Genomic DNA, 13,708 nt, shown 5'->3' on the forward strand with positions numbered 1-13,708 from the left:
CATTATTTTACGATAAATAAAAAGAATCCATTTTGAAATAAAAGATTTATCAAAATGGATTCTTATATTGTAGTATTAAGATTGATATTTATAAAATAAATAATCATTTTCTGCCTTTGTTGTTAAACAATTATTAACCAAATTTTTAATATACGGTGTAATATAACTCTTTAGTTAAACCTTCAGGTAATCTCCATCCAGGAGCCAACTTTTTTACAAGAAAATTGTCAAAATAAGAAGCCATTAATAAGGGGCTTCCTCTTCTCAGATTGGTAATTCAAACAAGTAGCTATCTATCTAATACCAACTCTACAGATTATAACTCTTTTATAAAAACTTCTTACTAAGCTTTAGAAATATCAATAAATCCTTCTCCGAACACATCACGAACATCGTGTATAGCGATGAAAGCACTCGGATCAGTAGATTGAACAATCCGTTTCAACTTTACTACTTCTTGCTTACTAATAACAATATAAAGAATTTCCTTTGGGGTTTTTGTGTAATAACCATGACCTGAGTATACGGTTACCCCTCTGTCCATTGATGTAGTCACCTGTTTGGCAATTTCATTCGGTTTATCAGAAATAATCGTAATGGCCTTCTTCGAATTCAAGCCTTCGATTACAAATTCCATTACTTTCGTTCCTACATAAAGCATAATAATGGTCAACATCAGCTTTTCCGCACCAATGATAAAATAAGATGAAAAAGCAACTATTAAATCAAAAAACAATAGACCATAGCTAATGCTCCATCCTAAATACTTTTGTGTTATCCTTGCTAAGATGGTAGTACCTGCTGTTGTTCCGCCAACCCGAATGATTAGGCCAATCCCGCACCCTACAAATATTCCTCCAAAAATGGCATTTACCATCAATTCATCAGAAGCAATATTCCAGCTTTCTGTCAGATGAAGAAAAAGCGAGTTAGAAACTACAGCAATAATCGTATAAATCGTTGTTATTTTATTCAAAAATTTATAACCGATTATTAACAAAAATGCATTCAGTATTAAATTGACTAAACCTGGTGACCACTCAAATAAATAATAGGTAATAATCGTGATACCAGTTACTCCTCCTTCACCAAGCTCGTTCGGAATAACAAATAAATTAACACCTAACGCAAAAATAAATGCACCAATAATGATAAAAATAATGTCTGTGGTTCTTTTTTTCATATACTACCTCACTGCTTATAAAATATTTACTAGAAACAAACTCTCACCATTATATCGTGGAACATATAAATCGAACAGTAGTCTTTTATATATTTTAATATAGGATTTACTTTAATCTAAATCTACACAATAGAAGACGGAGTATCTTTTATATGCAAATCAGCACCTCCATTACTGAAGTCATGATGCCTACAATACAACTTTTTAATGTTGCGTGGAGCTTCTTTGTATCGGAAGCGGTATTGTCAGCAACTATGTAAGGTTTAATACCTTCCCTGCCAATTCCCCATCGACTATACCTCTGTTTTTAATTTAGTATGCCCAATTATGAAAGTTTTAATAGTTTCATCATACTCCTTCCCTACTGGTTTTCATACCCTTTTATATCCAGAACAAAATGAATGTGTCACAGAGTAAAGTTAGGAAAAATAGAGAGTGAAGCTGAGCGAGTGATAAAAGAGCAAGGCTTGGAAGAATATATATCCGTAACTCCACTTTTAGTTGTTGAATTGAACAGATGGATGTATTTTTTATTCATTTTAAAACCCTTCCTGCTTAATAACAGGAAGGGCTTACTCTTTAACATCACTAATATTGAGATCTTTCTAATCAACCCCCTGTTAGCTTAACAAGGTATGATTAAAATTTTTTCATCTTTAACATATATTCACTTAAATATAGGACGCATAAAACTTCTTTCATAACTTAAAATACATTTATTGTCTTCTGCAAATTTAATTGCTGCTTGACATTCTTCATCCAATGCCATTTTCATTCGGTATTCTTCATATTCTGTTAAACTCGGGAAAGTGAATAAGGCATAAGCAATATTATTAGCACCCTCATGTGGAAGAAAATAGCCATGATGTGTACCACCTAATTTATTTACAAGTGGAATCCACATCTTACCGTATTCTTCAAATTCATTTACTTTATAAGGGTCAATAACGTACTTCAAATAGCATGTTACCATTTTATTCCTCCTAAAATCTTTTTCTTATCATAACATATACTTCAACTAATCTGCCCCGTTAGTTGAATAAAAAAATGAGCCGTCTAAACAGCTCAAATATTCTTCTACTGAAGCACCCTATTCAAGTATTTTCCTTCACAAACTTTGTTGATTTTACTTAATTAATCTTATTCATTACAGGAATGCTCCCCCGACAGCTGCATAATAAAAAAGACTACTTATTAACAGTCCTCTTCAGGTCTTGTATCTGGTAGGTTGCATTGTATGTTTCGGCTACTCATAACATTATCTTTATCCCAAACTTGTCAGCAACACCATAATTCCATTAGTTAAACCGTGAATAATCACTGATGGCCAGATCGAATTTGTTCGTTCATATGCTAAAGCAAAAATGATACCACTAAAAAAATTTACTGGCATTACATTATAAGTTGGAATATGAACAATTGTAAATATTATCGAGCTAAGTAAAATAGCTCCAACAAAACCTATGCGTGTACGTAACCAGCGATATAAAAAACCGCGGTAAAAAATTTCTTCGTATATTGGTGAGATAACTGCCGCAGAGATAAAGGCAATTAGAACCGTAATGAAAGTTACGTTTTGCTGTATTGCCTCGGTTTTGCTGTTCTCCCACGAATTCCCTATAAGACTAGTAAGCACTACAATTATCAGGGCACCAACCATTAAGATAACAGAAAATATAATGATTATTTTCCAATCCTTCACAGCGAATGATTTTATCCCTAGTTCACTCCAGGAAAGTTTTTTGGGATGAAGAGCAATAAAATAGATACCTAAAATTAGAATAATCGCTATTGTTAACCCCATTAATGTTCCAGAATATAGATCATTATCAAACCAGTGAGAATAAATTGGTTTAACAACGAATTTAATACATCCTATTACAAACACAAATTCAAGTAACATTAATAATATGAATTCTTTCAAACTCCAACAGTCTTGTTCTTTCCAGTTCATTTGATTTATTTTCATCCATTACCCCTCTTCCTATATATGGTATAATCCAAGTGTATTAGATGACGTTACGTCACCTGCAATCTTTTTTTTCAGGAGGGAATAATATGAAACGATGGACCACTGGACAGGTATCAAAGCAGCGAAATGTCTCCGTTCGCACACTTCGTTATTACGATCAGATTGATCTCCTCACACCAAGTTTTAAAGAAGATAATGGTCGACGATATTATTCAGAAGAGGATTTGTTTAAATTAGAAAAAATCATCATTCTAAAATCACTTTCTCTTCCACTCGAAAATATACGCGATTTATTAAATAAACTATCCTATAAACAAATTCTAATTTCGCATCACAATTATCTACAAGATGAACTTTCCAAACTTCAAACAAGCATTACTAATACAAAATCTTTAATCAATATGGTCGACTTGGAAGAATCTTTGTCTTGGGAACGTGTCTCTCAACTTATTCAAATTTCACAAAATAGCTCTAAAAAATGGATTGACTATTTTGAAGTTGATGAAAAGTTACTCTTGCAAGAGACCATTCCAAATCTCGGCAACAATGATAGGACCACACATCAGTATATTTCTTTGCTACGACGAATTGAATGGTGTATAAAACACGATATTAAACCTGAATCAAACGAAGGTCATCAAATTGCTTGCGAGTTAATAGAAATATCAAACGATACTTTTCAAGGAGATACGAAGTTGATGGATAAGTTCTGGGAAGTCAGAAAACTGCCCTCTGAGGAAACGGGCCTATACCCGATTTCGGAAGAAGTACTGGAGTATGTGGAGCGTTGTATTGCTAATGTAACAGGTTAGGCATAAGTATATGAATGGTCGGGGTAATTAGCATAATATAATAAACACAAACGGCTTATTCAACTAGCCTACCCCGTTAGTTGAATAAAAAAAGAGCTGTCTGAACAGCTCAACGATCTTCTTCCAAAGTACCCGTTAGTTGCTATTGTTATCTGCATTGATTAAATTCTTTATTGCATTTACAGCAATTTGAATAGCAGGCTCAATATCATAATTTCCGACATTAGATAATCCTGCTTTTTCCCTTTCTTGATTTGCCACCGCTAGAAGAATCGTACCACATCTAACTTTTAAGTAACTTGCAACTGTAAATAGTGCTGCTGATTCCATTTCAGAACCTAAGCACCCTAAGTCTAGCCACGCTTGCCATTTGCCAACTAATTCATAGCTAACTGGTTTCGTTTCTGGTGAATGTTGTCCATAGAAAGAATCTTTACATTGAACTACACCAACATGTGGATTTCTGCCTTCATCTTTCGCCGCTCCTATTAAAGCACTCACAATCTCATAATTCGCCACTGCTGGAAATTCGATAGGTGCATATTCTTTACTTGTTCTTCCATTCTTACCGCACCAGTTGCCACGATTAAATCTCCACCTTGAACATCCAGATCCATTCCTCCACAAGTTCCCACGCGAATAAATGTATCTGCTCCAGCATCTACCAATTCTTGTATGGCAATAGCAGCACTTGGACCACCAATTCCAGTTGATGCTACGCTTACTTTCACCCCATTTAAGTAGCCTGTATATGTTGTATATTCTCTTAAATCCGCTACTTTTTCAGCATTCTCTAAATATTTGGCTATAACTTCACAACGCTTTGGATCTCCTGGCACAATTACATATTTGCCTACTTCTCCGTCACGTACTCCAATATGAAACTGTTTACCATCTGCTTTTTTCATAATCATTTCCTCTTTTCATTTTATATTAGTAAGTCTTAACTCTATCTTTTGTTTTTATAAGCCAAAATATTTTTTGCTAATGAACATTACAGACATTCCCATTTATCCTAAAATATCTAATATATAATATTCAACTTTTTCATTCTCTTCCTTTTTCTCTTGTTCAACTAAACTGCCTCGTTAGTTCAATAAAGAAAAAAGAGCTGCATATGGAACTCAATGATCTTCAAGAAGCACCCGTTAGTTTTGAATTACTTATTTTTTTCAGGATAAATTTTATTAAGAATAGAGTATATTATCCAAAATGGTATAGGTAAAGCTTACTATGAAAGCTCTTTGGTTAGCAGGTATTACATAAAGTAAAATAAATAATGAAATTACGAAAGGTATTGTTAGTGACCAGTAAATCTTTTTATTTAAATTAAACAATTTTGATTTCACTTCCTTTATATACTATTAACTTTTACTTCTGCGAAATAGGGTATAACTCCTAATTGAAGTAAACTGCTCAGTTAGTTCAATAAGAAAAAGGCTCTACTTCTTATTGAAGTAAAGCCTCCTATAGCTTGAGTACAACCCTACACAATTGTATGATTATTTAGAACTGCCACCGCTTTAGTTGAAAATTTTAAAGAGCTTCCTTTTTAAAGGAAACTCTAATACCCCTTACTATTAGGTGATTTTTCTTGTGGCATCAAAAAGCACCTCCTAAAATTGATACGTTGATCGTACCAAGGAGGTGCTACATTTGGATATGCGTTGTTTGATTGGGGGCTTACTTTATTTCTCTAACTCCAACCAAGCCACACTCGACATGTATCGAGTGCTGACAATAGAATAAACTAAGATGTGGATGTATTCAGCTAAGTTATCCCCGTTTCAGCTTTAATAAATACACTGGTAAATATGCTGCAATTAACATAGGTATAACCAGCTTCACTTGAAAGATCATGATTAAAAGCAAAAAAACTGCCAGCGGCTTCCTGAGTACTGCACTGGTGAGAGATGTGGTGACTATGGCAATGGTTGTTACTGGATCTATCGAGAATAACGACGCAATTCCATAGCCTATGCTTACCCCTGCGAAAATAATAGGAAATATATGTCCTCCTCGCCAACCTGAGGCTAAACAAAATTCAGTTAAAAATAGCTTTAAAATACCTATTGCCAATAATAAATAAGCTGACATACCGGTCCACTTAGTAGCTATTTCGGTTAACTCATGCTCCCCCGAAAATAAAGTAATAGGAAGAATTGTACCGACTAATCCTAGTACTATCCCGCCAATAACAGCCCTAATGACTTTATAATTTTCAAGTGGTTTGAGTATTTTTTGGGCGCTATGACTAAAAAAATTATATAATTTTGCAAGCAATACTCCTAAAAGGATCAGCGGAATTATTGCTAATATTTCATATCTTTCTAATACTGGTGTACCAAAATCTGCTATGGAAAATTGTTTGTTATCTATTTTGGATAATAGTATAAATACAGAAAAACCTGCAGCAGTAGTTAATGAATATACAACTATCTTTATCAGCTTAATTTGCTTTGATTCTTTTTTATCTTCAAACAATGTACTAACTCCAAATTGCGGCGCCCTAAAAACCATACCCATTGTTGTCTCAATACTATATTCGATGATGATATCTCCATGTTCATTTAATACAGAATTTTTCTTAACTAATGATTTCAAAACATCTCCTGCCCACGTAGAAAGGCCTCCTACAATCCCGACTAAAGCCGCCTCGGGACCAAGACTGGCTCCAAAAGAAAGTACACAAATTGCAGTTATGGCGCCCTTAAACACTGAACTGTAATCAATTCTTTTTGTTTGCTTGAATTCTGCTAATACTTCATCTGTTAATCGTGGGTAATTACCAAGGTACTTTTGAGATAGACCTATCAAAATACCGCCAACTACACTCACGATTAGTGTCCAATATCCAATATCAATTACATTCGGCAAATCAACCCATAAAAAGCGAGTCGTTACAGAAATAATAGCGAGAAAGCTCCATACGAGAAGCCCAATAAATCCCCCTGTAACGATGCTATATAGAATAAAAGTACCTGCTCCTATAAACTTCATTCTCTTATTGCCCCACTTTCCTAAAAAGCACAGATCCTGATGCATTAAAAATTTCTGACGTTGCCACTGACATGCTTCGTTACATAATTATCTCTTATCAATACTGGTGTTAGACATCTCAGCAGAAAAATAGTTTCCACATGAATGAAATGCGTGAGCTAAATCTCAGTATGCCCGAAATATAAAAAAGCGCAGCGTTATGGTACGCATGACGGCTTACGCTTGTCCTTTTGGTAGATACTCTAATAAATCTACATGCCATAATCTCATTTTTTATTTCTCCTTATTTCAAAAATACGGTTCTATTATTGACTAACAATATTTCTCTACAAACAACCCTTCTTATTCAACTAATCTGCCTCTTTAGTTGAAGAAGAAAAAAGAGCCGCCTAAGCAGCTCGACGATCTTAAACTAAAGCACCCGCTAGTTGAATAGCTTAAAAGCCTATGAGGGATAAGCTTTTGTCCTTATATCATCGGTGTCCAAACCAGATTCTTTAAGTTTTTGGATACCATCCGCTTCTATTAAATCTTTTAGCTCGGTCAATACTGGGTCAAAGTCAGTATGTTTTCCCAACATGTAAGTCATTTCATATTCAATCGGTAACCATGTATCTATATCCGCTTCATTATGTTGAATTTGCGCTTCCAATTTATCTAAGGCATTCGCAACTTTAGCTTCGTAAGTGTTTTTTTGCTCGAATTCAAACCAATAATCATAAAACAACTGACCACTCTCTCCTCCTAACAAATCACGGATTCTTTCAATTGCAGCAATTTCATTCTTTACTTTAATTTCTTTGGCCTCTGAATTATTCATTGTTTCAAAAGCAGGAATATCAGTTGCATATGCTTCTACTAAGTCATGGATAATAATCATTTTGAGAAGTTTTTCACTATCTACTTTTAATGGAAGGGACGATTCTATTGCCATTGCCATTAAGGCAACACGCCATGTATGTTCTGCAACACTTTCTCGACGACCATCTGACAACCAGCTATGTCGTAATTCCATTTTTAGTTTTTCTCCCAGTTTAATCAGTTCTAAAACACTTTTTAGATGTTGCATAGTTTAATGCTCCTCTACATTTTTGTATTTTTAAAATAACTCCATTAATGAAAACTAATTTAGTTTAAATCAACCTTCATATAAAGGTCTATTCTTTTTAAAGATTATTCTTCTTTCAAATCCTTCTTCAACTAACCTGCCCCGTTAGTTGAATAAGACAAAGAGCTGTCTAAACAGCTCAACGATCTTCTACTAAAGCACCCGTTAGTTTAAGTGCGTTATTTCACAAACTATTGTTGGAACATCTGATTCCCTTCCTTAAATTGAATTAAATCCCATAATTGTAGCATCCTTTTATAAAAAAGTTTGATAATTTTTGTAATCCTTGCTAATTAAAGCGCCCTATAATTGAATGTTTTTTTATTTGTAGTATTTTGCCCATGGATATGCTTATGTAATTTTCTTTTTAAGAATTGTTATTATTAAAGTCATAATTCCATTAAGAGCAAATATTGCTACCAAACAATAGATTAATAATGCTATGTCCGGTGCGAAGAAACTAATACTTTTCCATGGGGTACCTATAACATAAACAAATAGTGGGATCAGTCCCACAGCTAGGAGGAGTGAAATGATTCCAACAGTAAACGCTATTTTTTTATTTAGAACCTTCTTTCTTCTAAGACTGATGAAATAGATTATCGTTAAAATAGCTAAGAGTAATGTAATCCCTAGTAAACTCCATTGGATACTATAGCTTTGTACAGGCAATTCATCTGGACCTTTCCCGCTCAGGATAGATCGAATTCCATTCATTATATGAGAAACTTGAGCATCTTCTATAAAATTATATTTATTGGTTAAAAGTACTGCTGCAATATTTTCTTCAGGTATAAAAAACATTTGCGCTCTAAAATCAGAGGTGGCCCCACCGTGGAAAGGGTAATGTTCTGTTTTAGAAAAATGCCAACCGTAACCGTATGTTTTACCTTCTACTGGAGGAGTTTTTAATAACTCAAGGTTTTGTTCTGATAATAAGTCTCCGCCCTCTAACATAAATTTTAAAAATTTCGCTAAATCATTTGAACTTGAAGCAATATAGCCGTAAGGTGCTCCCGCATGATCATAAAATCCATCACTTACAACTGGCTTACCAAACCATGACTCAAAACCTGGGATGTATCCTTTTTCTACCGCACTTTCATAATCAGCAGCGGAATTTTCCATACCAAGGGGGGTGAAAATATTCGTATTCAAAAAATCTGAAAAGGTTTGATTCGAAACATTTTCAACAATTGCCCCTAAGAGTAAATAGTTAGCAGAGTTATATTCATAAACCTCTCCAGGCTCATGAGATAACGCTACACCACTAAGTTCTTTTATAGCTTGAGTGATTGCCCCCTCTTTTGGCCTATCCTTGTCCGTCACTTTAAGACCTTCAATCTCACTAATACCACTTGTTTGTTCTAATAGATGCAAAACTGTAATTCGTTTTGAACTGTCTGTTTGATAGGTAAACGATGGGATATAGGACTGTATCGGTTCATCCAGCTTTATTTTGTCATCTTCCACTAACATCATAATACAAAGAGATGTAATTGGTTTGCTTAAAGAACCGATAAGAAACGGTGTGTCTGCTGTTACATTTGACCCATCACTTAAAACACCCCATTGATTGTGATAAATCGTTTCCCCGTTTTCTAATATCGCCAATGATGTGCCGGGAATATTATACATATCTAAGGACTCTTTCATAAAATTTGTTATTTTTTGTTTAGTATCTTCCGTTTTAGCTGAAGCAGAAAAAGGGGATAGTAGGAGTAGTAAGCTCCCTAAAAAAATGATTGCTTTTTTCATTGTTTTTCTCCTCATATTAACAATCAACATTCTATTAAACTCTAATTGTTTCTTTTTTTAAATATATCTCTAATAAGTCAATTAACAATCAACGTTCTATTAAACTCTAATTGTTTCTTTTTTTAAATATATCTCTAATAAGTCAATTAACAATTTATACGTTTGATCAAGGTCAAATTCGTCATCGAACATTTTTTGGAGGGCTAGTCCATCGAAGCAAGCCAATAAAATACCGGCAAGGGCATCAGTTTCTTTAGCTTCAACGATTAGGTTCTTTAAGGGATTAGAAAGACTCTCTCTCCCGTTTAGTAAAATGTTTGCTACTTCTTGTTTATATGGATCATTCTTTAATCCTAAAGAATAAAGCTCATATCTCCAACGATACCAATCAGGATCTTTTTCAACTCTTGATTTAATTTCAAACAAAACATCCAATGGATTTATTTCCGACTCTTTTTTGCCATCATATTGAATATGGTATCGTTTTTGAATATCACTCTGGACGGAGAATAACAACTCTTCCTTATTCTTAAAATAATAATGAACAAGTCCAGGAGTAATGCCAGCTTCGTGAGCAATGTCCTTTATAGAGGCACTATTGAATCCCTTCCTGCTAAAAACTTTATATGCTGCATCAATTAATCTTTGACGTTTATCCTTAGCACTCATTTTATCTCTCCTTATTGTTTGGTCGACCAACCAAATTATATTTCGTATCGCAGCAAAAAGTCAATTGAATATTCAAAATTTTCCTGCTTTTTTTAATATAAAGTAGCGTTATTTCTTAAAAAAGTTTGGCTGTTAAAAGAAAATCATCAAGCAAAAATCCCTTTTTTTATACAATTAAATGGCCCGATTGTTGAACAAAGAAATACTTTACAAAATAGATCTAAAATCAAACTTTGTTATAAATGATCAGGCTTTTTTATAAATTATTGAACTTTAATTTAAATTCACAGTATTTGTTCAACTAAACTGCCCCGTTAGTTCAATAAAGAAAAAAAGAGCTGCATATGCAACTCAATGATCTTCAAGTAAAGCACCCGTTAGTTTAATAAAAAAATTTCACAAACAATTGTGAGCTAAAGCGATTATTTATCTTTATTTCTCTGTTCCAACCAATCCCAATAAGCACCGTAAATCTCATCGTGCAGAAATTCCTCGTTCTCTTCTTCCTCATTCAGCTCACGCTCACTTAGTGCTAATCCCAGCCAAGTCTTATCAACCTCAACAATATTAGGGTCTGCAACAGCGTCCAATAAGGCGAAAGCATCGTGGAATGCTCCCAGAATAGTGTCTCTGACTGTTTTTTCAATAGCTGATAAAGCTACATCATCAAAATTATATTTTTTTAAAGCATTTACTTCTTCTTTACTCAACTTAAACTCATCCCATATAATGTTATCTTCGGATGGGTCTACAAGTTGATTTCGTATCTCTGAGTAATCTTTAATTATTTCGTGTAGTTCAATTAAAAATACTTTCCTTGGGTCCATTTTGAACTTCAACCTCCGTTAGTTTAGAACTTTATAAGTAATCTTTTTCGCCTTGCATAACTTTTTTTCCTTCTTCTACTAAAGCACCCGTTAGTTGAATAGCAACTATCTTTTAGAAAATAGCCATAAACTAGAACAGTTATTTAAGTTTTTCAATCTAACCGGAAGAATGGTATCTATTAGTTCCTATGTTAACAATCAGTATTTCTCTTACGCAAATATGGTATTAATGAAAGTAAACCTAAGGTGGCTAAACAAGCCCCCACCCACAAAGGAGATGCAAACCCATAACCTTTGTTGATCACTATGCCACCAAACGACGAACCGATGACAATACCTAGCGTAATAAAAGAAGTATGGACAGTGTTTACCATAGTCCCACTTCCCGCTTTATTCATTACTCGTGTGACCATGGCCGGATTCAATGCTACACCAGTCATTCCAATAAGAACAATGGAAATGACAGCAATGTATTTATTTGCGGCACCCAATGCAAATAGAATTAACCCCGTGATTAATAATATTAATCCAGTTACTAGTATTCTCATTGTAAAACGATCAGCAAATCTACCAATCAAAATGTTTCCGATTACTGTGGCACTGCCGTAAATGGCAAGTAAATACGGAATACTTGTACTCGAGAATCCCGTAACATTTGTAAAAATAGGAGTAAAATAACTAAACGCTGCAAACGTACCGCCAATGATCAACATACTCGTTAAATACGCTGCCCAGAGATGACGATTTTTAAAACTAGAAAATTCATCCTTCAGATTCACCAGATCTATTTTTGAGGATGATGGTAACAACACTTGAATCATTATTCCTGATATTAATACAAGAATTGCAACGAACCAAAAACTAATCCGCCAACCGAAATTTTGAGAAATAATTGTTGTAACTGGTAACCCTAATACCGTAGCGATCATTAAGCCCGCAAGGACAATCGAAGCTGCTTTTCCTCTTGTGTTAGGATGAACTAAAGTTGCTGAAATAGAAATGGCAACTCCAAAAGCTGCAGATGAAGCAATGCCGGTTATAACACGCGCTAACATCATGAAATTATAGCTCCAAGCAACTGCGCCTAGCGATTGGCCAATCAAAAAGACAACAATTAAAACCATTAGTGCTTGTTTTCGACGAATTTGAAGGAGTGTAGCAGTTAGAACAGGGCCTCCTACCACCATAGCTCCTGCATAAGCGGTAATTAAATACCCAATGGATGAGATCGAAACACTAAATTCATTAGCCAGTTCGTTCATCATACCCGCCACCATAAATTCAGATGTGGTCATAGAAAAAATTGTTAAAGCTAGTAAATATATTATAGATGGCAAAATTGACACTCCCTATTTATTATTGTAACAATCGGTACAAAAATTATCTAAAAAAAGAGCGCTTTAAGCGCCAAAAATAGATTCCATTGTTCCATTTATAATTTGTTCAGCCAATGTTCGATTTTGAACGGATGTAATAAGTACACGAAGTCCATAGTAACTGCTTAAAAAAAGGCTTGCTAAATCAACAGCTGATTGTCTTCTTTTGATTTCACCGGTTCGTAAACCTTCCTCCATTACTCTTTCCAAAGCTTGTAAAAGAAGTTCAACATGCTTTGATACAATTTCTTCAACCATTGGATCGTGATTAGCCCGTTCCAAACCGGCGTTAATAAGTAAACACCCTTTATGATCGGTATGTTTAAAATCTTCCTCCAATGCCCAAGCAAAAAAGTTACTAAGCCGTTCTTTAACTGAGATTGGGTTTTCTAATATTTCCTTTTGGTCTCTAATCCCATTTTCATGGTAGCGTTCTAACACTTTTTTATAAAGCTCATGTTTACTTCCAAAAGTATTATATAAACTACCTTTACCAAGACCGGTATCACTGCATAAATTTTGCGTAGAACATCCCTCATATCCATTTATCCAAAATGTTTTCATCGCAACATCTACGATTGAGGAGTAATCGAAATCTCGCGGTCTGCCACGTTTGCTCAATGATATCTTCCTTTCATTTCGAAGTTACTATTAAAAGAATACACTTTTTGTACCATTCGGTCAATAAAAAATATATTAAACCAACCTCCTCTGTTGATTATCTAGTATCTACCAATATAATTGGATGGAAAAGAGATATACTTGTAGGTTTTGAATAAAGTTTGAGTAAAAGTATTGAACCATTCCTTATTTAGTAACAAACAAAAAGAAGCCATTTAAAAAAATTGCAAAATGGCTTCTTAGTTTGTAATTTGGCATTCCGTCTTCATAAAAAAAGTTTGCACGTTTTTTAACGGTTCTTATTGAACTAACCTGCCCCGTTAGTTCAATAAAGAAAAAAAGAGCTGCATATGCAACTCAATGATCTTCAAGTAAAGCACCC

At 34.3% G+C, this 13,708-nt stretch carries 11 protein-coding genes and 1 pseudogene; 1 reads left to right on the forward strand and 11 read right to left on the reverse strand.

Features of this window, described 5'->3' with window-relative positions:
* Positions 1-343 precede the first annotated feature (343 nt).
* From AMD00_RS04335 to AMD00_RS04345, 3 genes are all read right to left on the reverse strand, one after another.
* Positions 344-1,183, reverse strand: coding sequence for a YitT family protein (locus AMD00_RS04335; RefSeq protein ID WP_053415846.1), 840 nt, complete (start codon positions 1,181-1,183; stop codon positions 344-346).
* A 667-nt stretch (positions 1,184-1,850) separates the two neighbouring features.
* Positions 1,851-2,156, reverse strand: a complete 306-nt coding sequence (locus AMD00_RS04340; RefSeq protein ID WP_053415847.1) for an NIPSNAP family protein — start codon at positions 2,154-2,156, stop codon at positions 1,851-1,853.
* Between the two features lie 291 nt (positions 2,157-2,447).
* Positions 2,448-3,152 (reverse strand): CPBP family intramembrane glutamic endopeptidase, encoded by a 705-nt coding sequence (locus AMD00_RS04345; RefSeq protein WP_053415848.1) that lies wholly within the window; start codon positions 3,150-3,152, stop codon positions 2,448-2,450.
* An 89-nt stretch (positions 3,153-3,241) separates the two neighbouring features.
* On the opposite strand from AMD00_RS04345, the gene AMD00_RS04350 reads away from it, so the two are divergent.
* Positions 3,242-3,967 carry a MerR family transcriptional regulator gene (locus tag AMD00_RS04350; RefSeq protein WP_053415849.1) on the forward strand — a complete coding sequence of 242 codons (726 nt, stop codon included), beginning with the start codon at positions 3,242-3,244 and terminating at the stop codon, positions 3,965-3,967.
* Positions 3,968-4,102: 135 nt separating this feature from the next.
* On the opposite strand, the pseudogene udp reads toward AMD00_RS04350, so the two are convergent.
* The 8 genes and pseudogenes from udp to AMD00_RS04390 form a co-directional block, all read right to left on the reverse strand.
* Positions 4,103-4,881 (reverse strand): annotated as a pseudogene (udp, locus tag AMD00_RS23855) (uridine phosphorylase).
* 862 nt (positions 4,882-5,743) lie between these two features.
* Positions 5,744-6,967: a chloride channel protein gene (locus tag AMD00_RS04360; RefSeq protein WP_053415850.1), complete on the reverse strand. Its 1,224-nt coding sequence runs from the start codon at positions 6,965-6,967 to the stop codon at positions 5,744-5,746.
* Between the two features lie 445 nt (positions 6,968-7,412).
* Positions 7,413-8,036 carry an HD domain-containing protein gene (locus AMD00_RS04365; protein ID WP_053415851.1) on the reverse strand — a complete coding sequence of 208 codons (624 nt, stop codon included), beginning with the start codon at positions 8,034-8,036 and terminating at the stop codon, positions 7,413-7,415.
* Between the two features lie 390 nt (positions 8,037-8,426).
* Positions 8,427-9,833, reverse strand: a complete 1,407-nt coding sequence (locus AMD00_RS04370; protein WP_083446103.1) for a serine hydrolase — start codon at positions 9,831-9,833, stop codon at positions 8,427-8,429.
* Positions 9,834-9,932: 99 nt separating this feature from the next.
* A complete protein-coding gene (locus AMD00_RS04375) occupies positions 9,933-10,502 on the reverse strand; it encodes a TetR/AcrR family transcriptional regulator (protein ID WP_053415852.1) in 570 nt (189 codons plus the stop codon).
* Between the two features lie 422 nt (positions 10,503-10,924).
* On the reverse strand, positions 10,925-11,329 hold the full coding sequence (locus tag AMD00_RS04380; RefSeq protein WP_053415853.1) for a hypothetical protein: 405 nt from the start codon (positions 11,327-11,329) through the stop codon (positions 10,925-10,927).
* A gap of 191 nt (positions 11,330-11,520) precedes the next feature.
* Positions 11,521-12,666 carry an MFS transporter gene (locus AMD00_RS04385; RefSeq protein WP_053415854.1) on the reverse strand — a complete coding sequence of 382 codons (1,146 nt, stop codon included), beginning with the start codon at positions 12,664-12,666 and terminating at the stop codon, positions 11,521-11,523.
* Between the two features lie 63 nt (positions 12,667-12,729).
* On the reverse strand, positions 12,730-13,326 hold the full coding sequence (locus AMD00_RS04390; RefSeq protein ID WP_053415855.1) for a TetR/AcrR family transcriptional regulator: 597 nt from the start codon (positions 13,324-13,326) through the stop codon (positions 12,730-12,732).
* Positions 13,327-13,708: the final 382 nt, after the last annotated feature.

It is taken from the genome of Viridibacillus arvi, assembly GCF_001274945.1.
Taxonomy (GTDB): Bacteria; Bacillota; Bacilli; order Bacillales_A; family Planococcaceae; genus Viridibacillus; species Viridibacillus arvi.

Coding starts and splice junctions, on each gene's coding strand:
- AMD00_RS04335 (WP_053415846.1), bottom strand. CDS start 1,183: ATGAAAAAAAGAACCACAGACATTATTTTTATCATTATTGGTGCATTT.
- AMD00_RS04340 (WP_053415847.1), bottom strand. CDS start 2,156: ATGGTAACATGCTATTTGAAGTACGTTATTGACCCTTATAAAGTAAAT.
- AMD00_RS04345 (WP_053415848.1), bottom strand. CDS start 3,152: ATGAAAATAAATCAAATGAACTGGAAAGAACAAGACTGTTGGAGTTTG.
- AMD00_RS04350 (WP_053415849.1), top strand. CDS start 3,242: ATGAAACGATGGACCACTGGACAGGTATCAAAGCAGCGAAATGTCTCC.
- AMD00_RS04360 (WP_053415850.1), bottom strand. CDS start 6,967: ATGAAGTTTATAGGAGCAGGTACTTTTATTCTATATAGCATCGTTACA.
- AMD00_RS04365 (WP_053415851.1), bottom strand. CDS start 8,036: ATGCAACATCTAAAAAGTGTTTTAGAACTGATTAAACTGGGAGAAAAA.
- AMD00_RS04370 (WP_083446103.1), bottom strand. CDS start 9,833: ATGAAAAAAGCAATCATTTTTTTAGGGAGCTTACTACTCCTACTATCC.
- AMD00_RS04375 (WP_053415852.1), bottom strand. CDS start 10,502: ATGAGTGCTAAGGATAAACGTCAAAGATTAATTGATGCAGCATATAAA.
- AMD00_RS04380 (WP_053415853.1), bottom strand. CDS start 11,329: ATGGACCCAAGGAAAGTATTTTTAATTGAACTACACGAAATAATTAAA.